The following is a 22,649-nucleotide window of genomic DNA, read 5'->3' on the forward strand; positions in this document are numbered from 1 at the left end:
CTCCTGGGGTGGATGAAGGGTCAGGCTGCGATCAGAGCGCGGACGCGCTCGGGATCGAGTGCATCGACGGTGTCGGTGGCCGAGCCGAACTCGGTGCCTGCAGTGTTCTCGTTGGGGAATGCGACGCAGGTGATGCCCGCGGCAACCGCCGCCTGGACACCGCCGGCATTGTCTTCGATGGCGACGCTGTCCGATGCGTTCTCGCCCAACGACTTCAAGGCGAATTCGTACGACGCGGGGTCGGGCTTGCCGGCATCGACCGAGGACGCGTCGACGATGATGTCGAACGAGTCGGCGGTGAGTTCGGGAGACAGAGCAGCGAGCAGGGCGTCGATGTTGTCCCGCGAGGTGGTCGTCACGAAGCCGACCTTCATGCCGTTCGCCTTGGCCGAGTCGATCGTGTCGGCCACGCCCGGTCGTGTCTTCACGTCCGATTCGCCGATCAGACGCTGGAAGATCTCGGACTTCGTCGCGTGCACGGCGGCGGCGTCCACCTCGGTACCCGTGTCGGACGCGTACTCGCTGATTCGGTCGGCACCACCGTTGGATCCGAGCATGGCCCGGTAATCCTCGCGAGACCAGTTCCAGTTCAGATCGTGTACTGCGAACGCCTCGTTGAACGAGCGACGTTGCAGTTCGGACGTGTCGACGAGAGTGCTGATCGAGCCGAACAGAATTGCGGACATGGATGCCTTTCGGAGCGAGAGACGTTGTACCAGTCAATGTCTCGCGCATGCGCGATGGGTGAGTTGGTTCGGGGGGTATGCCCCATCGGCACCGAACGGGAAACCTTCGAATTTTTCGGCAGAACGGTCGGACGTCAGCGGTGCCGGACGGGCGCGGCCAGAGTCGTCGGTGTCGACCGGCCGCGCAGGGTGACCGCCTCGCCAGTCGTCCAGTGCGAGCGTTCCTCGACGGAGGCGTGATCGAGCACGATCGACGACGTGAGCACGTCGGTCTTCGGGTCGTCCTTCGCGAGATCGGTGAGCCGAGCCGCCTGATTGACGGTGTCGCCGATGACGGTGTACTCGAATCGGGATTCGGCTCCGATGTTTCCCGCGATGACCGGGCCGTACGTGACGCCGATGCCGATCTCGAAGCCGCCGTCGGAGGCGAGGGCGACGGCCAGGGTGCGCGCGGTGCGCAGTGCCGCCGTCGCGGGATCGGGGTGGTCGACCGGGGCGCCGAAGATCAACAGTGCGGCATCGCCCTCGAACTTGTTGACGAAGCCGCCGTTGCGTTCGCCGTGCTCGACCACCACCGCGAAGAAGCGGTTGAGAAGATCGACCACTGCTTCCGCGGATTCTCGCTCGGCCATGGCCGTCGAACCCACCAGATCGATGAACAGCACGGCCACCGTTCGGTTCTCGCCGCCGAGGCGAGGAGCACTCGCCAACGCCCGCTGCGCCACGTCGTGGCCCACGTGGCGACCGAACAGAGAACGCAGGCGTTCGCGCTCGTCGAGACCGACGACCATCTTGTTGAACCCGTTCTGCAACCGGCCGATTTCGGAGGCGTCGTAGACGTCGACGCGGGTGTCGGTCGCTCCGGCTTCGACGCGTTGCATGGCCGTGCTGACCTGCTGTAGCGGATCCGATACGGACCGTCCGACCAGGAACATGCCGCCGAATCCGACGACCAGGGCGATCGCGGACAGCGACACCATCGCGGGAGACAGGTCGACGTCGGGTGGGATCACGGTGTCGATCAGTCTGCCGAGGCCGATGAGACCGAGGCCGAGAATGGGAATGGCCGTGCTCAGGACCCAGATGAGAACGACGCGCAGCTTCACGCCGAGTGCCGCGGAATCGGTGACCGCACTGACCTCCATCACCGCTGCGGTGATCGGCCGAAGGGTTCTCTCGGCAACCAGATAGCCCAGTGAGCAGGTCGCCAGGCCGCCGAAGCTGACGGCAATCGCGACGATGATCGACAGCGCCGCGCCTGCCGACGCATTGACCGCGACGAACACCGCGACGCCGAGTGCCCACAGCAGCACGTGGACGCCGAGCTGGCGAAGGGGCAGCCTCACGATGGCGATCGCGGTGGCGTCCGAGGGCGTACCGCCGGTGTGCAGCCACAGCACGAGGGGCTTCGCAACGCGGAGGCCGAGCGCGATCCCGATGCCGATCGCGACCGGTAGATACACGAAGAAGGCGACGTAGTTTCGGTCCGACAGGATCTCCTCCGAGCCGACCGGCAACGGCAGGATGAAGCGGGCCAACACGAAGACGATGACTGCTCCGATGGCGTTGGCCGACACCATGCCCGCCGCGTAGAGGCGCATCGGGGTGCGGGTGAGGGCGGACCGTAGAGCTGCGATCACCGATGAATCTCCGTTCTCTGTTGGCTCGAACTGTAGGGGTCCGGAAAAAGATTCGACGAGATTTCTCCTCGAGTGACTACCTGTGTCCCCAAGTACCTGGTAATCTCCGTAACAGTTACATACAGCGTTTCGACGATGGAAGGAACCACGGCGATGACCAGCACACTCTCCAGGAACGACGTTCTCGAGCCCGAGGATGTCTCCGCTCGTTTGCTCGATTCCGCCGCCCAGCTGTCGTACGACCCCTCCGAGGAGGTCGACTGGGAAGCCGATCTCGATCCCTCCCTCTACGGACTCAACCCGGAGTGGAGCACCCTCTACGGCACGAAGCTGTGGGACGAGATGAGCGAAGAGCAGCGCATCACGCTCACCCGCCACGAGGTCTGCTCGATCATGAGCACCGGCATCTGGTTCGAGATGATCCTGCAGCAGATGGTCCTGCGCGATCAGTACTGCAAGGACTCGTCGAACTCGGACTTCCAGTTCGCTCTCACCGAGATCGCCGACGAGTGCCGTCACTCGATCATGTTCGCCCGCGCCTGCCAGAAGATGGGCATCAAGGCCTACCTGCCGCGTCGATCGAGCATCGAACTCGGCCGTGGCTTCAAGGCCCTCGCGTCCGCCGAGGTCGCCTACGGTGGCATCCTCGTCGCCGAAGAGGTGCTCGACGTCATGCAGCGCGACTGGATGCGCGGCGAGAACGTGCTGCCACTCGTGCGCACCACCAGCAAGATCCACGTCGTGGAAGAGTCGCGGCACATGACCTTCGCGCGCGCACAGATGCGAGAAGACATCGCAGGCAAGAGCCCGGCTCGCCGCAAGGCCAGCGCGCTCGTCGTCGCGATCGCCGCCCGCCTCATCGTGTCCAACATGGTCAACAAGGAGGTCTACGCAGCAGCGGGCCTCGACGTCGACCGCGCGGTGAAGGAAGCGAAGAACAACGCCCACCACCACACGATGATGCGCACCTCGAGCGAGCACCTGATGGCATTTCTTCTCGATTGCGGTTTGATCACCAAGCCGGCCGAGATGATCTACCGTCGTTTGCACATGCTCTGACCACTCTTTTCGAGGCCGTGAAGGACATTCGATAAACCATGCCGTTCGCGATCACGCAGAACTGTTGCAACGACGCATCCTGCCTGTCGGTGTGCCCGGTCAACTGCATTCATCCGACGCCCGACGAGCCGGATTTCGGTAAGACCGAGCTGCTCTACATCGATCCGCGCTCGTGCATCGACTGCGGTGCCTGTGCGGACGCGTGCCCGGTGGACGCGATCACTCGCGTCTCGCGTCTGACACCGGACCAGCAGATCTACGCGGACATCAACGCCGACTACTACAAGGACAAGCCCGCCGTGGCGGAGTGGGGCGCGCCTCGATTCCCGGTGGCGACGGTCAACGACCTGCCGCCGATCGACATCGCCATCGTCGGGACCGGACCGGCCGCCTGCTACACCGCCCAGGCGCTGTTGCGCGTGCCCGGCACCAACGTCACCTTCTATGATCGGCTGCCCACTGCGGGCGGTCTCGCCCGCTACGGCGTCGCTCCCGATCACCTCGGAACCCGACGCATCAGTGAGCACTTCCGTGGGATTTTCGTCCATCCACGGGTGACGATGAAGCTCGGTGTCGAGGTCGGTAAGGATGTCGACCACGTCGAACTGGCTCGGAAGTTCGATTCGGTGGTCTATGCCGTCGGTGCCGACAAGGACCGAGCCCTCGAAATTCCCGGTATCGACCTCGACGGATCCGTCAGCGCACGCACCCTGGTCGGCTGGTACACCGGCCACCCCGACGTTGCCGCCGACGCGATCGATCTCACCGGCGTCGACCGCGTCACCATCATCGGAAACGGCAACGTCGCACTCGACGCTGCTCGTATCCTCACGGCCGATCCGGACCGACTCGACGGAACCGAGATCGCGCCTCATGCGCTGGCCGAGCTGCGTCGCCATCGCGTCCGCGAGGTTGTCGTCCTCGCCCGTCGCGGTCCTGAATTCGCGGCGTTCACCCGGTCCGAATGCAAGGCGCTCGTCGATCGCCCCGGCGTCGACGTCGTCGTGGCAGGACCGGACGGAATCGTCGACGCCATCGATCGCCTGCCGTTGTCCGCTCCTGCGTCGGCTCTCGCCGGTGCGACGCGAGTCGAACTGGGCTCGCAGGCACACGCGCGCCGCATCGTCTTCGCGTTCGGCCGAGCTCCGGCTGCTCTCCACGGCAGCGGCTCGGTGCAGTCCATCGAGGTCGGCGTCGGTGAGCATGCCGTCGAGCTGGCGACCGAGTTGGTTCTGCTCGCGATCGGCTATCGCGGAACCCCGTCACCGGGAATCCCGTTCGACGACATCAGCGGCACCATTCGTAACGTCGGCGGTCGCATCACCGCTGCCGACGGCACTCCGGTTCCGGGGTGTTACGTCGTCGGGTGGGCCAAGCGAGGTGCCACGGGTGGCATCGGCGACAACAAGATCGATGCGGAGGAAACGGTCGAGGCGTTGCTGGCCGATGTGCCCACGCGCGGGCTTGCCCGTCCGGTCGGTTGGTACGGAAAAGTGAGTGCCGCCCTGGGCGACCGCGTTTCCAGAGCGCGCTGACCGGTCGGAACAGCCCGGTTCTGTTCACCTTGTGTAGCAGTCTCATTCGAGTCTGAGCGATTCGGATGTGTAGCACGGCGTACAGGGTTACCGTTGAGTATGGCTGAACGGGGGGCCAAGCCCCAGGTTTCTTTTGTAAGACGGACGATGCTGCGCGCAGTCCGATCGTTGTTCAATCCGCTCCGGCCTGACGACTACCTGTCGATGATCAATCCGCTGTGGACCACCCGCGAGCTTCGGGGGAAGGTCGAGCGGGTGACACCGGAGGGATCCGAGGCCGTCTCGGTGTACATCCGTCCGGGTTTCGAGTGGCAGGGCCACACACCCGGGCAGTACGTCCGACTCGGAGTACTGATCGACGGTCGGTACCACTGGCGGGCGTATTCGCTCACCTCCGATCCGGACCCGGTGGACGGATTGGTCAGCGTCAGTCCCAAGCTGGTGCCGTCGGGGACGGTCTCGCCGTACTTGGTGGGAACCATCAGGACCGGCGACATCGTCCGGCTCAGTGAGGTCGAGGGCGAGTTCACTCTGCCGAATCCGATTCCGGACAAGATGGTGTTCATCAGTGCAGGAAGTGGCATTACGCCGATCATCAGCATGTTGCGCGCCCTCGATCACCACGATCAGGTACGCGACGTCGTGGTGGTGCATTCGGTGCACAATCGCGACCAGTTGATGTTCGCCGATACCCTCGACGAACTCGAAGCCAAGCACGACGGGCTGACGGTGAAGCTGCGGATCACCAGCGACGAGGGTCGGATGAAGGCGTCCGAATTGGACGAGCTGGTCCCGGATTGGCGTGAGCGCGAAGCATTCTGCTCCGGTCCGGGTGAACATCTCGACGATCTGCGCTCGTACTGGAAAGACCAGGGCGACTACGACCGGTTCCATCACGAGAGTTTTCAGCCGGTCATCGGTGGTGGCGACGATGCAGGCGAGGGCGGCACCGTCAAGTTTCTCAACAGCAAGAAGGACGTCGAATGCGACGGCGGCACAACGATTCTCGCCGCCGGTGAGGAAGCCGGCCTGGATCTGACGTACGGCTGCCGGATCGGCATCTGCCACACCTGCGTAGGTACCCTGAAGAAGGGGCGTTTACGTGACCTACGTAACGGGGATATCTCCGAACCTACGGGGCAAGCGGTTCGGATCTGTGTCAACACTGCTGAGGGCGACATCGAAATCGAACTCTGATCTTCAAATCGAACAGGGGAATGAATGTCTATCGACGAAACCACCAGGCGTGTCACGGGCTCCGACGAGCCGGTGAACCCGCTGGCGCATCTGAGTGACGACACGATCGCCGAACTCGCCAAGGAGTTCGACGCCATCCACGACGAGGTGTACGCCAGCCTCGGTGACAAGGATCGGAAGTACATCACCTCGGTGATCGCAGCCCAGCGACAGTTGCTGGTCGCGGGTCGGGTGTTGCTGCTCGGATCGACCAGCAAGCCGGCATGGCTGGCGGGTACCGCGTGCCTCGGAATCGCAAAGATTCTCGAGAACATGGAGATCGGCCACAACGTCATGCACGGCCAGTGGGACTGGATGAACGATCCGGAAATCCATTCCTCCGTGTGGGATTGGGACACCGCGTCGACCGCGAGCTCGTGGAAGCACTCGCACAACTACGTGCACCACACGTACACCAACATCCGCGGCAAGGACAAGGATCTCGGCTACGAGATCATGCGTATCGACCCGCGGCAGAAGTGGCACCCGGCCTACCTGGCGCAGCCGTTCTACAACGTGCTGCTGATGGCGTTCTTCGAGTGGGGTGTCGCGCTGCACGATCTCGACATCGAGGCCATTCGTCGCGGTGAGAAGCCGGTCAAGGATCTCGTCGAGGATCTCAAGGGCATCGGCGTCAAGGCACGCAAGCAGTTCGTCAAGGACTACGTGGGTTGGCCGCTGATCTCCGCCGGTGCGTTCGCGCTGGCGCAGGTCGCATCGGGTGGTCGTCTGCCCGAGAGCAAGCGCTCCAGGATCGCGTCCAAGCTGCGTGGGTCTGCCCGGTTCGGTAGGAACCGTCGGACCGCGGCTCTGCTGGACAGCCGGTTCAGTGGCATCGAGAGCACGTTCCTGTCGACGGTGGCCGCGAACTTCACCGCGAACATCATTCGAAACGTCTGGTCGAACGCGATCATCTTCTGCGGACACTTCCCGGACCAGGCCTACACCTTCAGCCAGGAAGAGGTGGAGAACGAGACCCGCGGTGGGTGGTACGTCCGTCAGCTCGTCGGAGCCGCCAACATCGACGGTGGCCCGTTGTTCCACTTGATGAGCGGCAACCTGAGCTACCAGGTGGAGCACCACCTGTACCCTGATATGCCCAGCACCCGGTACGCGGACGTTGCGCCGAAGATCAAGGACATCTGCGAGCGCTACGAACTGCCCTACAACACCGGACCGTTCTTTCAGCAGTGGGGCATGGTCCAGCGCACCATCGCACGGCTGGCGTTCCCGGGCGGCAAGGCTCGGCCGAAGCCGGGCCCCTACCGTCCCGAGGAGAGCTGGCGTCGTAAGTTCGCCGAAGGTGCCACCAAGGACAGCGAGGCCGCCAAGACGCGCGGCCGCGTGCCGGCAGGGCATCCGGCGGCCGGACCGGAGCACAACTCCGGCGGCGTCGATGTTCAGCCGCCGCCCCGTGGCGACGACTGAGTTCGTCCCGTGAAGAGCTGACGAAAACCGCGGCCACCCGATTACCGGGTGGCCGCGGTTCTGCGTTGCGGGTGTCAGGTCATGTCGACATCCTTGGTCTCGATCAACCGCTTGGTGCACACCAGACTGAGTACCGACAGCAGGGCCAGCATGACTCCGATCGAGATGCTGCCGAACGCGGCGGTGAGCGGTGCGGCCAGCATCGGCGGAATCGCGCCACCGAGAACGCCTGCGAGGTTGTAGCCCAAACCTGCTCCGGTGTAACGGAATCGGGTTTGGAACAGCTCAGGGAGCAAAGCTCCGGTCGGTCCGTAGGCAACACCGAAGATGGCCAGCGTGACGCACATGCCGATCACGAAGGCTGCGGGTGAACCGGTGTCGAGTATCGGGAACAGGGCGATCGACCACGGGATCGCGACCATGCACGCCGCCATGATCACTCGCCGTCGGCCGACACGATCGGAGTAGGTGGCCGAGACCGCGATCGCGACTCCGAAGATCACCGCAGCACCGATTCCGGTGACCAACACGAACGGGCGGTCGAATCCGAGGGTCTTGGTGCCGTAACTCGTCAGGTATGCGGTTCCCATGTAGAAGAAGGCGAAGAGTGACGCCAATGCGCCTGCAGCGGTGAGGATTTCCCGCTTCTGGATGCGCCAGGCGTCGAAGATCGGCAGTTTCGTCGGTGCTGCGTTCGCCGGTGCCTGCTCCTCGGCGAGCTTGTTGGCACGAAAGACCGGGGTCTCCTCGATGGCCAACCGCATGTACAGGCCGATGAGTACCAGAACGGCGCTGAGCAGGAACGGGATTCGCCAACCGTAGTTGAGGAACGTCTCGTTGGTGTCGCCGAGCAGCAGTCCGGTCGCGAGGAATGTCGCGCTGGAGAAGATGAACGCTGCCGACGGTCCCAGCTGAGGGAACATCGCGTAGAAGCCGCGTTTGCCAGGAGGCGCGTACTCGGCCGTCAGCAGTGTCGCGCCTGCCCATTCACCACCGACTGCGAACCCCTGGCCGAACCTGAGCAGCACCAGGATGATCGGAGCAGCCACGCCGATCGTCTCCGCACCGGGCAGCAGGCCGATGGCGAACGTGGACACCCCCATCAGCAGCAGCGTCGAGATCAGGGTCTTCTTGCGGCCGATGCGGTCACCGAAGTGCCCGAACAGCACTGCGCCGACGGGCCTGGCGATGAACGCGACCGCGAACGTCGCGAACGAGGCCACCGTGCCTGCGGTGGAGCCGAGGGCCGGGAAGAAGATCGTCGGAAAGACCAGGGCGGCCGCGGTGCCGTAGATGAAGAAGTCGTAGAACTCGATCGTCGTGCCGATGCCACTGGCGACAGCGACCCGGCGGACACTGGTCTTGGTCTGCACCGTAGGTGGCGTCGATGCGGACACACCCGGGTCGTCGGGTGAGACAGTGGTCATGGTTCCTCCGTTTTGTCGGGTATCGGGTGAATGCGCGATACCGAGTGCGACGAACGGTAGTGATCCGAGTCACGCGATGAATACCCCCAGATGGGGGTGTGGTGAACGCACGAGACCTCAGGCGCACCTCAGGGTTCGCCGGTACCGTCTGACACCAGGGGAGCGACGCTTGTGTCCGCAGGGTGGGAAGCGAAGGTGATCTGGTGTCCACAGACCACAATCGGGATGTGTTCGACAGTGAGCGGGTGGCTGCGGCGTACGTGGAGTATGCGGGTCCGACCGACGGCTTTCTCGACCGCGGGGAGGCGGCGGCGCTGGTCGCTGCGGCCTCGGTTGCGCGCGGAACGCCGATACTGGACGTGGGAGTCGGCAGCGGACGAACCACGGCGCTGCTTCGGCTGATCAGCGACCGCTACGTTGCGATCGACTACGCACCCACCATGGTCGACGCCTTTCGGCGAAACTTTCCCGACCTGCAGGCGCACGTGGCCGACGCGCGCAACCTGGCGGACTTCGCGGACGGCGAGTTCGGCCTGATCGTGTTCAGCAACAACGGAATCGACACCGTGACCCATGACGAACGAGTTCGAGTACTCGCAGAATTTCACCGAGTTCTCGGCGAGTCCGGAATTCTGGTGTTCTCCACTCTCAACCGCAACGGACCGTCGTTCGGGGAGAAGCCGTTTCAGTTGAGCAGACCGACCCAGCGGTTCACGTTCTCACTCGCGCGCATCGTGACGGCTGTCGGACGACGACTGCTCGATCCCGCCGGAGTCGTTCGTAGCGTTGCCAATTGGTGGTCTGCGCGCTCTCGGGTCGTCGATCGCGGAACGTGGGCCGTAGCGCCGCTCGCTGCGCACGATTTCGCTCCGTTCATGCACTTCACCACCGTGGCAGACGTGCGACGACTGGTGACCGACGCCGGGTTCACCATCTCCGAGATCTTCGCCGACGACGGTTCGATCGTGGCACCCGACGTTCTGGCGAGCTCAGCGGACAACTTCACCGTTTTCGCACGCAAGTAGGGCCTCAGCCCAGTCGCTCGAGCGCCTCGGTCATCTTCTCCACGGTGTCCGGCGCGACTTTCGCCTCGAATCCCGCCTTCAGGAACGGGCCGGCTACCTTGGCGGCACCGTTGAATTCGACCTTCGCGTGGTAGTCGATTCGGGTGGCGTGCGGTCCTTCGGCGGTCAACGTGATGTCGTCGACGCTGGTGGCCGTCTTGTTCTCGCCCTCGAGCACGATGTGATCAGGCTCGTCGGTGACCAAGGTGTAGGTCAGCTCCGTCGTGATACCGAACAGCTTGGACACGTTGTGCCACTGCGTTCCGACGGCGACCGGACCGTCGGAAATCTGTGTGCAGCTCTGGGTTCCGGGATCCCACGACGGCGCATGGGAAAAGTCGCGTAGAAAGGCGGCAGCCTTTTCGATCGGAACAGCGGCGGTGAAGGTGCGGGTGACGTCGACCATGAGAGTTCTTTCCTGTCGTCGGGGATCAGTCTTCGAGCGGGACGCCGAGGTGCTCGGCGAGCCGGCGCATGGTGCCGACTATCTGCTCCTCGGTCACCCGGGGAAAGCCGGCCATCTTGCGGAACTCCGGGTCGGTGACGCGGGACCAGTCGTAGACCTGTGTGAGAGCTGTCCGATTCTCGGCAATTTCTTCGAGTTCCCAGGACCACCGCGTGCCACGCGGTCCCATTCCCTGGCGGTTGGGAATCCAGCCGACGCGTCGATCCTGCTCGAACACGAACACGGTGTTCTCCATGACGTACTCGCCCAGCTCCGGCTGATACATGTCCATCGCAAAGGTGTCGCCCACCGCGCGCAGCGGTGTCGGTTCGATCGCACCACGCAACATCTCCGAGCCGTCGACCGCGGCCTGAACCTCGGGGTTGGCCAGTGCGGTGAACACCGAGGCCGGGGGAGCGTCGATCACGCGGCGGACGGTCAGCTGGTCGCTCATGGGGCTCGCTTTCGGTTGTTTACGCTGGCTACGGACTTACCCCCGTCGGTGTGGAAGGAAACTCCGGGCGCCGTTTTTGCCTCGCAGTGGACACAGCGACGAAACACGACCGCCACGTCGCATTCGTACAGTCGCCGGGTCGGACTCCACAAAATCCAGCTGTGGAGCAGCACCTTGTCAAGGGGTAGCCATGAGTGGAAATACCGTACGCCTGCAGGCGATCAAAGACGTCGAGGCGTATGTGCCGCCTGCGGTCAGCTTCGTCGGAGACGAGAAGCCGGGCGAGATCTTCGGAGAGAACGTCTTCAGCAAGGTCGTCATGCAGAAGCGACTGCCCAAATCCGTGTTCAAGTCGGTGATGGCGACCATCGACAAAGGCAAGAAGCTCGACCCCCTGGTCGCCGACGCGGTGGCGTCGGCGATGAAGGACTGGGCACTGGAGAAGGGCGCGACGCACTACGCGCACGTCTTCTATCCCCTCACCGGGTTGACGGCCGAGAAGCACGACAGCTTCTTCGACCCGGTCGGAGACGGCAGCGCGCTCGCGGAATTCGCGGGTAAGACGCTGATCCAGGGCGAGCCCGACGCGTCGAGCTTCCCCAACGGCGGCCTGCGCAACACGTTCGAGGCTCGTGGGTACACCGGTTGGGACGTCACCAGCCCGGCGTACGTACTGGAGAATCCGAACGGCAACACCCTGTGCATCCCGACGGTGTTCGTCTCGATGACCGGTGAGGCCCTCGACCACAAGACGCCGTTGCTGCGTTCGCAGCAGGCCATGGGTGGGCACGCCGAGCGGATCCTGAAGCTGTTCGGGCACGAGAACATCGAGAACATCGTCTCGTTCTGTGGTCCGGAGCAGGAGTACTTCCTGGTCGACCGACACTTCTTCCTCGCCCGGCCCGACCTGCTCAATGCCGGCCGCACCCTGTTCGGCTCGAAGCCGCCCAAGGGCCAGGAGTTCGACGATCACTACTTCGGAGCCATTCCCGAGCGTGTGCTCGGCTTCATGATGGACACCGAGCGCGAGCTGTTCAAGCTCGGCATCCCGGCCAAGACCCGGCACAACGAGGTCGCACCAGGGCAGTTCGAGATCGCGCCGATGTTCGAGCGCGGCAACATCGCAGCCGATCACCAGCAACTGTTGATGACGACGTTCAAGACCATCGCCAAGAAGCACGGCATGGAATGCCTGTTCCACGAGAAGCCCTTCGAAGGCGTCAACGGCTCCGGCAAGCACGTCAACTTCTCGCTCGGTAACTCCGATCTGGGATCGCTGCTGGTTCCCGGCGACAACCCGCACGACAACGCGCAGTTCCTCGTCTTCTGTGCTGCCGTCATCCGCGCGGTGCACAAGTACGGCGGTCTGCTGCGCGCCTCGGTGGCGTCGGCGACCAACGATCATCGCCTCGGCGCGAACGAGGCTCCGCCCGCGATCATCTCGATCTTCCTCGGCGATCAGCTCGCCGACGTGTTCGACCAGATCGCCAAGGGCGCGGCTACGTCCTCGAAGGGCAAGGGCACCATGATGATCGGTGCCGACACCCTGCCCGTGCTGCCGACCGACCCCGGCGACCGCAACCGAACCAGCCCGTTCGCGTTCACCGGCAACAGGTTCGAGTTCCGTGCACCCGGTTCGATGCAGACCGTCAACGGGCCCATGGTCACGATCAACACGATCATGGCCGAGGCTCTCGACTACATGGCGACCAACCTCGAGCTGGCCGTCGCCGAGGGCACCGATTTCGACACCGCGGTGCAGAACTTGTTGACCGAGATCATCACCGAGCACGGTGCGGTGGTGTTCAACGGCGACGGCTACTCCGACAACTGGCAGATCGAGGCCGAGTCACGCGGCCTGCCGAACCTGCGTACGACGCTCGACGCGTTGCCCGAACTCATCTCGGACTCGGCTATGGAACTGTTCGAGAAGTACAAGGTGTTCAACCACCGAGAGATGCACTCGCGCTACGAGATCGGGCTCGAACAGTACGCATTGACGGTGTTCGTCGAGGCGCGTCTGACACTGGAGATGGGCCAGACGTCCATTCTGCCCGCAGCCGTGCGCTATCAGACCGAGCTGGCGCAGAACGTCAGTGCACTCAAGGGTGCAGGCGTCGAAGACGTCGACATGACTGCGCTGCAGGCGGTGTCGGCACCGCTCGCCGAGCTGCGCGCGGCGTTGGCGACGTTGAAGGCCGCGCTCGAAGCCGACCCCGGCGGCGAGGCCCTCGCCGAGGCGACGCACGCCAAGGACGAACTGTTGCCCGCGATGGCCGCCGTTCGATCTGCGGCGGACACTCTGGAAGCCATGGTGGCCGACGATCTGTGGCCGCTGCCGACGTATCAGGAGATGCTCTACATCCTGTAGTGCGCTGCGCGCAGAAGTGGAGCCTGCGGAACGACCAGATAGAACAGTGGTGTGGATAAGTGCCTCAGGCGGCACCTATCCGCACCACTGCTGCGTTCGGCGTGAGCAATGTCTCGAGGCGGAATAGCTCGGTGGATCTTTCGAGTTCGGAGTGGACAGTGGCAAAGATTGTGCACGCACTCGTGAGGAGAGAGATCCATGAAGTTGTTTACCCCGTTGGCGCTCGGTGACCTGAAGCTCGACAACCGGCTGGTGATGGCCCCGCTCACGCGGACGCGCTCCGGCCAGGACGGTGTACCGGGCCCGCTGGTGGTCGAGCACTACAGGCAGCGTGCATCCCTCGGTCTGATCGTCAGTGAAGGTACGTACCCCAGCCATGCGGGCCAGGGCTTTCCCGGTCAGCCCGGTCTGGTCACCGACGAGCAGATCGAGGGCTGGCGCAACGTCGCCGATGCAGTGCACGCCGACGGCGGACGGATCTTCGCGCAGGTGATGCACGCCGGTCGCGTGACCCACGAGGCGACGACGGGTGGCCGCGAGGTCGTCGGGCCCAGTGCCATTGCCATCGAGGGCGAGACCCACACCTACGAGGGCAAGAAGGCGTACCCCACCCCGCGTGCGCTGCGCGAGGACGAGCTGCCCTCGGTGATCGCCGAGTTCGTGCAGGCGTCGAAGAACGCGATCGCCGCCGGAATGGACGGCGTCGAGATCCACGGTGCCAACGGATATCTGTTGCACGAATTCCTCTCTCCGGCATCGAACCGGAGGGACGACAACTACGGCGGTTCGCCCGAGAACCGAGCGCGGTTCGTGGCCGAGGTCGTGGAAGCAGTGGTCGCCGCTCTCGGAGCGGGCAAGGTCGGAATTCGCATTTCACCCGAGCACAACATCCAGGACGCGCTCGAGACCGACGCCGACGACGTGCGCGCAACCTACCGCGCACTGGTCGATCGAATCGCACCCCTGGGACTGGCGTACCTCAGTGTGCTGCACAAGGATCCGTCGGGCGAGCTGGTCCAGGATCTGCGACAGGCCTTCGGCGGCCCGGTGCTCGTCAACAGTGGCTTCGGTGAGATCACCACCCGCGACGAGGCGCTCTCACTCCTCGACAACGGAATCGGCGACGCAGTTGTCGTCGGCCGTCCGGCGATCGCCAACCCCGACCTCGCCTACCGCTGGCGCGAGGATCTGCCGTTGAACGAGCCCGACCCGAGCACCTTCTACACCGATGGTGCCGAGGGCTACACGGATTACCCGGCCTTGCAGCACTGACGAGTGCCTAGCGGCAGGAGTGGAGCCTGCGGAACGACCCGATGCGCAGTGGTGTGCTCGAGTGCCCCCTGGGGCGCTTAAACACACCACTGCGCGGAGCGCACTCAGAAGTCCGCGGTCTTACGGGCGCGGATCTTGCTGACGATCGAGAACACCACAGCGATGACCATCAGTGCGTAGAGCACGATGGTGATGCCGCTGCTGATCAGAATCGACGGATCTCCTTCGCTGACGGCCAGTGCGCGTCGCAGTGATTCCTCGGCGAGCGGGCCGAGGATCACCGCGATCAGCACCGGTGCGAGCGGAATCTCGTAGCGCCGCATCATGAATCCGACGATGCCGAGTCCGAGCATGAAGATCAGGTCCACGATCGACGCACTCGACGCGTAGACGCCGAGGGCCGCGAACACCGAAATACCGGCGTAGAGGTAGTTCTTCGGGATCTTCAGCAGCTGCGCCCACAGCGGTGCGAACGGCAGGTTGAGGATCAGCAGCACGATCATGGCCACGAACAGGCTGGCCAGCAGGGCCCAGACGATGTCGCCGCTGCGCTCGAAGAGCAGGGGTCCGGGTTGCATGCCGTATTGCTGGAAGGCCGCCAGCATGATCGCGGCCGTCGCCGACGTGGGCAGACCCAGAGCCAGCAACGCGCCCATCGCTGTTCCGGCCGTGGAGTTTCCGGCGGCCTCGGGACCCGCGACGCCTCGAATGGCACCCTTGCCGAACATCGGCTTCTCGCGCTTGCGATCGAGCCTGCGCTCGGTGCCGTAGGCCAGGAAGCTCGGCACTTCGGCACCACCTGCGGGGATGACACCGAACGGTACGCCGAATGCCGTACCGCGCATCCAGGCCGGCAACGCATCGCGGAACTCTGCCTTGCTCAGCCACGGTCGTCCCTGCGACTTGATCAGCGAACGGTCCTCGGGTCTACCGATCTTCGACGCGATGTGGATGACCTCACCGAGGGCGAGCATCGCGACGGTGATGACGACGATGTGGATGCCGTCGAACAGGGCAGGAACCTCGAACGTGAATCGTGAAGCGCCCGAGGGGCCGTCGATACCGATGACGGCGAGGGTGAGGCCGATCAGCAGTGCGGTCAGGCCCTTGAGTGCGGAGTCCGAGACCACCGCCGAGGTGGCGATGAACGCGAACACCGCGAGGGCGAGGTATTCGGCGGGACCGAAGTTGGTCGCCAAGGCGGCGAGCGTCGGGGCGAAGAACACCACCAGGGTGGTCGCGACGATACCGCCGATGAATGCGCCGATCGCCGAGGTGGCCAAAGCCTGTGGGGCGCGGCCGTTCTTGGCCATTCGATGGCCCTCGAACGTGCCTGCGATCGCAGTGCTGTTGCCGGGGGTGTTCATCAGAATGCCCGAGATGGAATCGCCGAAGAGGCCGCCGAAATACACTCCGGCGAACATGATCAGCGCCGCGGTGGGGTCGAGGGTGAAGGTGACGGGCAGCAGCAGGGCCACGGCCATGGCGGAGCCGAGACCGGGCAGGACGCCCACGGCGGTTCCGAGCAGCGCGCCGACGAACACCCAGACGAGGTTCATCGGAGTCAGCGCGGTGCCGAATCCGTCGATGAGATTGCTCAATGAATCCATCAGAAGTTCAGCTCCGTCAGAAGATTTGGGCGAGGACGCCGCCGGGCAGGGTCAGCCCGAGGCCAGCGGAGAATGCGATCTGAATCGTGCTCGAGACGAGCAGTGCGACTGCCGCGTCGAACACGTAACGGCGACCGCCCAATCCGACCGACACGCCCCAGAACAGCAGCGCGCCGGCCAGGACCCAGCCGAGCGGGTCGAGCAGGGCGATGAACAATGCCACCGATCCGACGGTGATCGACAGGGTTCGCCAGTTGCTGACGGTGCCGGTGTGCGGCTTTCCGTCGGCGTCGACCCCGCGGTCGATCACGTCGGGCTTGACCATCAACTGAATGGTGACCAACAGGGCGACGACGAAGCAACCGCCGGCGACGATGGCCGGAAAGACCTGTGGGCCAGGCGAGGTGGCGGTGGACGGAACATCCATCGTGACGGTTCCGTAGACCAGGAACACTCCCAGTGCGACGAGCAGGGCCGGAACGATCAGGCCGCTGCGGCCGGTCCAGAACGACCGGGACGTACCCGTGTCGGTGTCTGTGGTCGTCGTTGTCATACCAGCCCCAATTCCTCGAGAATTCCGGTGATGCGTGTCTGCTCGACCTCGAGGAATTCGCCGAATTCGTCTCCGGTCAGGACGGACTCCTTCCAACGGTTGCGTTCGACGGCCGTCGCCCATTGCTCGGTCTCGACCATCTCCGTGACGATGTCGACGAGAGTCTGCCGGTCCTCGTCCGAGATTCCCGGCGGCGCAACGATTCCGCGCCAGTTCACCAGGTCGACGTTGTAGCCCTGCTCGATGAAGGTGTCCACGTCGAATCCTTCGAGCGGCTCGGGCGCGGCCACGGCGAGTGCGCGTACGTTGCCTGCCTCGATCTGGTCACGGAAGTCGTTGAAGCCACTGACCGCCACGCCGACGGTGTTCGACAGCAGCGATGTCAGGACCTCGCCGCCTCCGGAGTAGGCGATGTAATTGATTGCGGCCGGGTCGATGTCGGCTTCCTGCGCCAACTGACCCGCGACGATGTGGTCGATTCCGCCGAGGGAGCCGCCGCCGATCGGTAGTCCACCGGGATTGGCCCGCCATGCCTCGATCATGTCCTCGAGATTCTGGATGGGTGAATCCTTGGGCACCACGAAGACCTCGAAGTCCTCGGCGAGCTTGGCGATCGGGACGGTGTCGGCCAGTGTGGTCTCGGAGTTGTTGATCGCGATGCCGCCGAGCATGACGGTTCCGGTGATCATGACGGTGGTGGGCTGACCGCTGAGGTTGTCGAGTTGGCTCAGGCCGATAGTGCCGCCGGCACCGGGGACATTGACGACCTGAGCGTTGTTGACGATGCCGTCGCTACGTAGCGCCTGTTGCGATTCGCGGGCGACCAGATCCCAGCCTCCGCCCGCGGCGGCCGGTGCGATCAGTGTCAATTTGGCTCGGGCGTCGGAGCCGCTGGCACTGCGAGCGGCGTCGATTCCGGCAACGGTGACTGCTCCCACCACCACCAAGGCTCCGGCCGTTCGTAGCAGTGTGGGCGATATCGCCATCAGAGACCTTTCGTGTGGGGTGTCACAGCGTCAGGTTAGATACAGTTTGTCTGATTAGTCCAGTTCACAAATCCCCGAGGGTGATCCTCGGTGAAGACGAGCAACGAGCAACGGGAGAGAACGTGTCGGTAGCGAGCGCAGTGGCAGTAGCGATGAGCAACACACCGGAGGGGCAGGAAGCGTTGCGCCGCGGATCCGCCGAGGCCGAGCTGCGTCAGGCCGAGCTGATCGTGTTGTCCGTGGTGGACCGCGATTCCGTATCGGCAGAGGACCGCGCGGCAGCGCAGGCCGAGGTGGAGAAAACCCTTCCCGGAACTGCCACCACCGTGCGCGTCGAGCCCGACGGCGGCGACCCGGCCGGCGCGCTGGTCGACCTCGTCGCAGACGTCGGTGCGGGCCTGGTCGTCATCGGCTCCAAGCGTCGCTCCGCGGTGGGCAAGTTCCTGATGGGCAGCACCGTGCAGCGAGTGCTCTTGGACTGCCCGGTTCCCGTCCTGGTCGTGAAGGCTCCGTGACCCGACACTGACTTCGACCCGGTAGTATCGGACAAACTTCACCCTTACAACCTCGAGGAATCATGGACAGCGATAAACCCGGGCCGGACACGGCCCCCCGCACCACAGCTACTACGTGCGAGGCGGTGTCCGGCGAATGAGCGTTCTGCTCACTCTTCTGCTCGGCCTGCTCGTCGTTTTCCTCATCACCGTCGCGACCGGCTACTTCGTAGCCCAGGAATTCGCGTACATGACCGTCGACCGGTCCCGGCTCAAGGCACGTGCCGAGGCCGGTGACGCCGTCGCCGCTCGTACCCTGACCGTCACCAAGCGCACGTCCTTCATGCTGTCCGGCGCGCAGCTGGGCATCACGGTCACCGGCCTGCTGGTCGGCTACGTCGCCGAACCGCTGATCGGTCAGTCCTTCGGCGCGATACTGGGCGGCGTCGGAGTTCCGACGGCCGTCGGTGTCGGCCTCGGTGCCGTTCTGGCCATCACGTTCGCGACGTTCGTGCAGATGCTCTTCGGTGAACTGTTCCCGAAGAACTTCGCCATCGCCCGCCCCGAGCCGGTGGCTCGATGGCTCTCGCTGTCGACGACCATCTACCTCAAGCTCTTCGGGTGGTTGATCACCATCTTCGACCAGTCGTCGAACCTGTTGCTCAAGGCTCTCAAGATCGAGCCGGTCCACGACGTGGAGCACTCGGCGAGCCTGCGCGACCTCGAGCACATCGTCTCGGATTCCCGCGACACCGGCGATCTGCCCGACGAATTGTCGACGCTGCTCGATCGAATCCTCGATTTCCCCACTCGCACAGTCGAACACGCGATGATCCCGCGCTCACGATCGGCGACGGTCCGAGACACCGACACTCTCAGCGAGGTCGCTGCCCTGATGGGGCAGGAGCACTCGAGGTATCCGGTGCTCGACGAGGACGACGGTATCGTCGGCGTCGTCCATCTCGCGGACGTCCTGTCCGCGACGGTGCCGGGTTCCACACCGATCTCCGAGCTCACGCGTGACGCGCTGATCCTCCCGGAGATCCAGACCCTGCCCGACGCGATGCGCGAGTTGCGCTCGACCAAGAACCAATTGGCTTGTGTGATCGACGAATACGGCGGTCTGACCGGCGTCATCACGATCGAGGACCTGGCCGAGGAGCTGGTCGGCGAGATCACCGACGAGCACGACGACGACCTGTCCGATCCGAGCCCGGTCAGTGCCGACGACGGCAGCTGGACCATGGCCGGCGAGGTGCACGTCGACGAGGTCGAACGTGCCATCGGCATCGATCTGCCCGAGGGTGACTACGAGACCATTGCCGGTTTCGCCATCGCGCACAACGGATCTCTCCCCGATGTAGGGGAACGGATCGAAGTGGACCTACCACCGGACAACGCCGATCTGGCGAACGACGAGGAGAGTCCCGTTCGTTTCGTCATCCTCGAGATCGAGGAGATCGACAGCCACGTCCCGTCCCTGCTGACTCTGACGCTCGGCGAGCGTGACCCCGAACACGACGACGAGTCGGCCGAGTCGAAGGAAAGTGTGCACCGATGAGCAACATCTGGATTTTCCTGGCCGTCACGATCGGCCTCATCGCTGCCAGTGCCTTCTTCGTGGCCGTCGAGTTCGCGCTGTTGGCCGCCAAGCGGCATCGGCTCGAAGACGCGGCACCCAATTCACGCTCCGCTCGTGCGGCGCTGCGCAGCTCGTCCGAGCTGACGGTTCTGCTCGCCGGCTCCCAGCTCGGCATCACCGTCTGCACCCTCGGTCTCGGTGCGACGACGAAGCCGGCCGTGCACTACTGGCTCACGCCCCTGTTCGAGAGCGGCGGCCTGCCGTACTGGTTCGCCGACGTCCTCGGTTTCGTGCTCGCGCTGATCATCGTCACCTTCCTGCACCTGGTGGTCGGTGAGATGGCTCCGAAGTCCTGGGCCATCGCCCATCCGGAGAAGTCCGCGACGATGCTCGCAATCCCTATGCGCGCCTTCATGTTTCTCACCCGTCCGGTGCTGACGGCACTGAACAACATGGCGAACTGGTGCCTGCGACGGGTCGGCGTCGAGCCGGCCGACACCGTGGGTACGGGCCAGAACGCGGACGACCTCCGGCAGCTGGTGGAGCATTCGGTGAACGTCGGTGCCCTCGATGCCAGCTATCAGGCGCAGATTTCCAGTGCGCTCGAACTGCAGGAATTGACCGTCGGCGACCTGGTGCGTCAGTTCGGCAAGCCCACGTCGGTACCGTCGACGGCGACCATCGACGACGTGCGCGAGGCTTCACGTCGCTCGGGGCATCTGCGGATCCTGGTCAGCGACGCGGACGTGGTCAAGGGCGTGGTGCACGTGCGCGACACGTTGACCGCTCCGCAGACCCTCGCCGAGATCACGCGTCCGGCATACACGCTGGAGGCGACGACGCCGGTGTACGTTGCCCTGCAGTCGATGCGCGAGACCCGGCATCACCTGGCACTGGTGGTCGACGGTTCGGCGGCGGCGGACGATCCGGCTCGCAGCGTCGGCGTCGTGACCCTGTCGGATGTGTTGACCCGACTGTTGCCCCAGCCGGTCTGATTCGATTCCGGTTTCGAACGAGACATCCCCGCCCGGCCGAGAAGGCCGAGCGGGGATGTCTTCGTCGTGACGGGTCGAAAGAACTCAGATCGGGGCGACAACCAGCAGGTGTGCCCAGTACGACGCGACGTCGTGGCCGAGTTGGGGGAGCAGAACGTCGTAGAGCAGGTAGGACATCATTGCCGTCGAACTCCTTGTTCAGCGTGCCGTTTCCGACTCGCGTTCCGAGATTGTGGGTGACCGAGACTGCCGGTCACTGAGACTGTAGATCACACAGCCTTCGGTGACATCCATATCGCCCACTCGCACCCCCCGTGGCGCACGTCAGCCGATGCAGCCCTGCAGGGTGGTGAAGCTGCCCGCGATTCCGGCGCCGTTGCACACCGCGCCGTTCGGGGTGAGGGTGATGGTGGAGCCCGGTGCTGCCACCGCGATGGAGAGCCCGAGACCGGCTGCGGTGTTCTGTGCGACGGCACCGGGGCCGAAGGCGATCGCTGCAGGCGCGCCACCGAAACTGCCGTTGCTCACTGCAGTTCCACCGTTCAGTCCCAGTGCAAGGGCGGCTGCGTTGTTCATCGCCTCGGCCGAACCCCAGCCCTCGAGGCCGAGGCCGGCCGCCGCACTCGCGACGTCGGCGGAGCTGTCGCACTGCGATCCTCCGACGAGCGCAGCGACATCGGCCCCTCCGGGCGCGGTGGTGCAGGCGACCGGTGCTGCGGATGCAGTCCCGGGTACCAGTGCTGCGAACGCACACGCGAATCCGAATGCTGCCGCCCCGCCGACAATCCTCTTGGTGTGGAACATGGTGAATGCCTCCCCAGATCAATGCGTCGGCACCGGTGTGCCGAGCGTGTCGGTCGTCGGGCCGATGGTGCACAGGACCCGCACGCCCTGGAGTCGAGTCTCGACGGGTCCGAACGCGGCACGGGTTCGGCATCATCACGGAAACGTCTCGGTAGTATCACGCTGAAATAACGCGCTGGTGGGTGTTCGTGGCCTCTAGGATCGGACCGTGATCGGACGCATCAACGAGGTCGTTTTCGACTGCACGGACCCGGCATCGCTGGCGCAATTCTGGGCCGCGATACTCGGCGGAGAGCCGATGGTGCGTGATGCCGCATGGCACTTCGTCGATGTCCCCGGGTTCACTCGGGTGGCGTTTCAGCGAGTCCCGGAGGGCAAAGCGGGTAAGAACCGGCTCCACCTCGACGTCGCCGTATCGGATATCGACCGTGCCGTCGGGCCGGCCGTCGCCCTGGGTGCGAGGGTGCTCGGCGACCGACACTCCGACGCGGCGGGAACCTTTCAGGTGCTGCTCGACCCCGAGGGCAACGAGTGGTGCCTGGTGACGCCTCCCGCCTGAACCCGGCCGATCAGCGGACGTCGTGTTCGGCGCGTGACTCGAGGACGGCAGGCATGTTGCCTTCGATCAGTTCGATGAGATCGCTCAATCGGGTACCGACGTCGCGTCCCAGCGGGGTGAGGCTGTACTCCACCTTGGGTGGAATGGTCTCGAGGACGGTGCGAACCACGAGTCCGTCCCGCTCGAGGGTCTGGAGGGTCTGCGAGAGCATGCGTTCGCTGACACCGTCGACGCGTCGGCGCAACGCGTTGAATCGATAGTCGCCCTCGGTGAGGGCGGCGAGGGCGAGCACGCCCCACCTGCTGGTGGCGTTCTGCAATGTCTGCCTCGACGCACAGTCACGCGCGAAGACGGACGCTTCGAGAGATTCTGCGGGCTCGGACATATCGCCATGCTAGCGCATATCAAAGAGTCAGTAATAACTAGAAAGGTTGCACTGCACAAAAAGT

At 64.4% G+C, this 22,649-nt stretch carries 21 protein-coding genes; 11 read left to right on the plus strand and 10 right to left on the minus strand.

Annotated features, from left to right (window positions below; all coding sequences use genetic code 11):
* Nucleotides 1–20: 20 nt before the first annotated feature.
* Nucleotides 21–686, minus strand: coding sequence for an HAD-IA family hydrolase (locus tag R3P95_RS09245; protein ID WP_317548145.1), 666 nt, complete (start codon nucleotides 684–686; stop codon nucleotides 21–23).
* A 134-nt stretch (nucleotides 687–820) separates the two neighbouring features.
* Nucleotides 821–2,326: an adenylate/guanylate cyclase domain-containing protein gene (locus R3P95_RS09250; RefSeq protein WP_317548146.1), complete on the minus strand. Its 1,506-nt coding sequence runs from the start codon at nucleotides 2,324–2,326 to the stop codon at nucleotides 821–823.
* Nucleotides 2,327–2,479: 153 nt separating this feature from the next.
* On the opposite strand from R3P95_RS09250, the gene R3P95_RS09255 reads away from it, so the two are divergent.
* From R3P95_RS09255 to R3P95_RS09270, 4 genes are all read left to right on the plus strand, one after another.
* Nucleotides 2,480–3,385 carry an AurF N-oxygenase family protein gene (locus tag R3P95_RS09255; protein ID WP_082898813.1) on the plus strand — a complete coding sequence of 302 codons (906 nt, stop codon included), beginning with the start codon at nucleotides 2,480–2,482 and terminating at the stop codon, nucleotides 3,383–3,385.
* Between the two features lie 38 nt (nucleotides 3,386–3,423).
* Nucleotides 3,424–4,920 (plus strand): FAD-dependent oxidoreductase, encoded by a 1,497-nt coding sequence (locus tag R3P95_RS09260; protein WP_317548147.1) that lies wholly within the window; start codon nucleotides 3,424–3,426, stop codon nucleotides 4,918–4,920.
* Nucleotides 4,921–5,019: 99 nt separating this feature from the next.
* Nucleotides 5,020–6,117: a ferredoxin reductase gene (locus R3P95_RS09265; RefSeq protein ID WP_317548148.1), complete on the plus strand. Its 1,098-nt coding sequence runs from the start codon at nucleotides 5,020–5,022 to the stop codon at nucleotides 6,115–6,117.
* Between the two features lie 24 nt (nucleotides 6,118–6,141).
* Nucleotides 6,142–7,584, plus strand: coding sequence for a fatty acid desaturase family protein (locus tag R3P95_RS09270; protein ID WP_317548150.1), 1,443 nt, complete (start codon nucleotides 6,142–6,144; stop codon nucleotides 7,582–7,584).
* 74 nt (nucleotides 7,585–7,658) lie between these two features.
* Here R3P95_RS09270 and R3P95_RS09275 read toward each other — a convergent pair whose 3' ends face one another.
* Nucleotides 7,659–9,011: an MFS transporter gene (locus R3P95_RS09275; protein WP_317548151.1), complete on the minus strand. Its 1,353-nt coding sequence runs from the start codon at nucleotides 9,009–9,011 to the stop codon at nucleotides 7,659–7,661.
* Nucleotides 9,012–9,214: 203 nt separating this feature from the next.
* Between R3P95_RS09275 and R3P95_RS09280 the strand changes: the two genes are divergently transcribed.
* Nucleotides 9,215–10,036 carry a class I SAM-dependent methyltransferase gene (locus tag R3P95_RS09280; protein ID WP_317548152.1) on the plus strand — a complete coding sequence of 274 codons (822 nt, stop codon included), beginning with the start codon at nucleotides 9,215–9,217 and terminating at the stop codon, nucleotides 10,034–10,036.
* Between the two features lie 4 nt (nucleotides 10,037–10,040).
* On the opposite strand, the gene R3P95_RS09285 is transcribed toward R3P95_RS09280, so the two are convergent.
* Together R3P95_RS09285 and R3P95_RS09290 are read right to left on the minus strand one after the other, a co-directional pair.
* Nucleotides 10,041–10,481, minus strand: a complete 441-nt coding sequence (locus R3P95_RS09285; protein ID WP_317548153.1) for an SRPBCC family protein — start codon at nucleotides 10,479–10,481, stop codon at nucleotides 10,041–10,043.
* Between the two features lie 25 nt (nucleotides 10,482–10,506).
* On the minus strand, nucleotides 10,507–10,974 hold the full coding sequence (locus R3P95_RS09290; protein ID WP_317548154.1) for an SRPBCC family protein: 468 nt from the start codon (nucleotides 10,972–10,974) through the stop codon (nucleotides 10,507–10,509).
* A gap of 190 nt (nucleotides 10,975–11,164) precedes the next feature.
* Between R3P95_RS09290 and R3P95_RS09295 the strand changes: the two genes are divergently transcribed.
* Nucleotides 11,165–13,345, plus strand: coding sequence for a glutamine synthetase III family protein (locus tag R3P95_RS09295; protein WP_317548155.1), 2,181 nt, complete (start codon nucleotides 11,165–11,167; stop codon nucleotides 13,343–13,345).
* A gap of 198 nt (nucleotides 13,346–13,543) precedes the next feature.
* Nucleotides 13,544–14,617 carry an alkene reductase gene (locus R3P95_RS09300; protein ID WP_317548156.1) on the plus strand — a complete coding sequence of 358 codons (1,074 nt, stop codon included), beginning with the start codon at nucleotides 13,544–13,546 and terminating at the stop codon, nucleotides 14,615–14,617.
* Nucleotides 14,618–14,721: 104 nt separating this feature from the next.
* On the opposite strand, the gene R3P95_RS09305 is transcribed toward R3P95_RS09300, so the two are convergent.
* From R3P95_RS09305 to R3P95_RS09315, 3 genes are read right to left on the minus strand one after another with little or no spacing between them, the layout of a single operon-like run.
* Entirely contained in the window at nucleotides 14,722–16,227 is a 1,506-nt protein-coding gene (locus R3P95_RS09305; RefSeq protein WP_068055749.1) for a tripartite tricarboxylate transporter permease, read from the minus strand.
* Nucleotides 16,228–16,243: 16 nt separating this feature from the next.
* The gene (locus R3P95_RS09310) at nucleotides 16,244–16,780 is read right to left on the minus strand and encodes a tripartite tricarboxylate transporter TctB family protein (RefSeq protein ID WP_094639255.1); all 537 of its coding nucleotides are present in this window, start codon (nucleotides 16,778–16,780) and stop codon (nucleotides 16,244–16,246) included.
* Nucleotides 16,777–17,766, minus strand: a complete 990-nt coding sequence (locus R3P95_RS09315; protein WP_317548157.1) for a Bug family tripartite tricarboxylate transporter substrate binding protein — start codon at nucleotides 17,764–17,766, stop codon at nucleotides 16,777–16,779. Before R3P95_RS09315 ends, R3P95_RS09310 begins: the two co-directional genes overlap by 4 nt.
* 122 nt (nucleotides 17,767–17,888) lie before the next feature.
* Between R3P95_RS09315 and R3P95_RS09320 the strand changes: the two genes are divergently transcribed.
* From R3P95_RS09320 to R3P95_RS09330, 3 genes are all read left to right on the plus strand, one after another.
* The gene (locus R3P95_RS09320) at nucleotides 17,889–18,281 is read left to right on the plus strand and encodes a universal stress protein (RefSeq protein ID WP_317548158.1); all 393 of its coding nucleotides are present in this window, start codon (nucleotides 17,889–17,891) and stop codon (nucleotides 18,279–18,281) included.
* Nucleotides 18,282–18,417: 136 nt separating this feature from the next.
* Nucleotides 18,418–19,821, plus strand: coding sequence for a hemolysin family protein (locus R3P95_RS09325; protein ID WP_317548159.1), 1,404 nt, complete (start codon nucleotides 18,418–18,420; stop codon nucleotides 19,819–19,821).
* The gene (locus R3P95_RS09330) at nucleotides 19,818–20,837 is read left to right on the plus strand and encodes a hemolysin family protein (protein WP_068055764.1); all 1,020 of its coding nucleotides are present in this window, start codon (nucleotides 19,818–19,820) and stop codon (nucleotides 20,835–20,837) included. Before R3P95_RS09325 ends, R3P95_RS09330 begins: the two co-directional genes overlap by 4 nt.
* A gap of 324 nt (nucleotides 20,838–21,161) precedes the next feature.
* Here R3P95_RS09330 and R3P95_RS09335 read toward each other — a convergent pair whose 3' ends face one another.
* Nucleotides 21,162–21,641: a DUF6764 family protein gene (locus R3P95_RS09335; protein WP_068055767.1), complete on the minus strand. Its 480-nt coding sequence runs from the start codon at nucleotides 21,639–21,641 to the stop codon at nucleotides 21,162–21,164.
* Between the two features lie 208 nt (nucleotides 21,642–21,849).
* Here R3P95_RS09335 and R3P95_RS09340 point away from each other — a divergent pair, with 208 nt between their 5' ends.
* Complete coding sequence (locus R3P95_RS09340; protein WP_317548160.1) at nucleotides 21,850–22,200, plus strand: VOC family protein; 351 nt, start codon at nucleotides 21,850–21,852, stop codon at nucleotides 22,198–22,200.
* Between the two features lie 10 nt (nucleotides 22,201–22,210).
* On the opposite strand, the gene R3P95_RS09345 is transcribed toward R3P95_RS09340, so the two are convergent.
* Nucleotides 22,211–22,585, minus strand: coding sequence for a winged helix-turn-helix transcriptional regulator (locus R3P95_RS09345; protein WP_317548161.1), 375 nt, complete (start codon nucleotides 22,583–22,585; stop codon nucleotides 22,211–22,213).
* Nucleotides 22,586–22,649: the final 64 nt, after the last annotated feature.

It is taken from the genome of Rhodococcus cercidiphylli, assembly GCF_033042225.1.
Classification (GTDB): domain Bacteria; phylum Actinomycetota; class Actinomycetes; order Mycobacteriales; family Mycobacteriaceae; genus Rhodococcoides.

Coding starts and splice junctions, on each gene's coding strand:
- R3P95_RS09245 (WP_317548145.1), bottom strand. CDS start 686: ATGTCCGCAATTCTGTTCGGCTCGATCAGCACTCTCGTCGACACGTCC.
- R3P95_RS09255 (WP_082898813.1), top strand. CDS start 2,480: ATGACCAGCACACTCTCCAGGAACGACGTTCTCGAGCCCGAGGATGTC.
- R3P95_RS09260 (WP_317548147.1), top strand. CDS start 3,424: ATGCCGTTCGCGATCACGCAGAACTGTTGCAACGACGCATCCTGCCTG.
- R3P95_RS09265 (WP_317548148.1), top strand. CDS start 5,020: ATGGCTGAACGGGGGGCCAAGCCCCAGGTTTCTTTTGTAAGACGGACG.
- R3P95_RS09270 (WP_317548150.1), top strand. CDS start 6,142: ATGTCTATCGACGAAACCACCAGGCGTGTCACGGGCTCCGACGAGCCG.
- R3P95_RS09275 (WP_317548151.1), bottom strand. CDS start 9,011: ATGACCACTGTCTCACCCGACGACCCGGGTGTGTCCGCATCGACGCCA.
- R3P95_RS09285 (WP_317548153.1), bottom strand. CDS start 10,481: ATGGTCGACGTCACCCGCACCTTCACCGCCGCTGTTCCGATCGAAAAG.
- R3P95_RS09290 (WP_317548154.1), bottom strand. CDS start 10,974: ATGAGCGACCAGCTGACCGTCCGCCGCGTGATCGACGCTCCCCCGGCC.
- R3P95_RS09295 (WP_317548155.1), top strand. CDS start 11,165: ATGAGTGGAAATACCGTACGCCTGCAGGCGATCAAAGACGTCGAGGCG.
- R3P95_RS09300 (WP_317548156.1), top strand. CDS start 13,544: ATGAAGTTGTTTACCCCGTTGGCGCTCGGTGACCTGAAGCTCGACAAC.
- R3P95_RS09305 (WP_068055749.1), bottom strand. CDS start 16,227: ATGGATTCATTGAGCAATCTCATCGACGGATTCGGCACCGCGCTGACT.
- R3P95_RS09310 (WP_094639255.1), bottom strand. CDS start 16,780: ATGACAACGACGACCACAGACACCGACACGGGTACGTCCCGGTCGTTC.
- R3P95_RS09315 (WP_317548157.1), bottom strand. CDS start 17,766: ATGGCGATATCGCCCACACTGCTACGAACGGCCGGAGCCTTGGTGGTG.
- R3P95_RS09325 (WP_317548159.1), top strand. CDS start 18,418: ATGAGCGTTCTGCTCACTCTTCTGCTCGGCCTGCTCGTCGTTTTCCTC.
- R3P95_RS09330 (WP_068055764.1), top strand. CDS start 19,818: ATGAGCAACATCTGGATTTTCCTGGCCGTCACGATCGGCCTCATCGCT.
- R3P95_RS09335 (WP_068055767.1), bottom strand. CDS start 21,641: ATGTTCCACACCAAGAGGATTGTCGGCGGGGCGGCAGCATTCGGATTC.
- R3P95_RS09345 (WP_317548161.1), bottom strand. CDS start 22,585: ATGTCCGAGCCCGCAGAATCTCTCGAAGCGTCCGTCTTCGCGCGTGAC.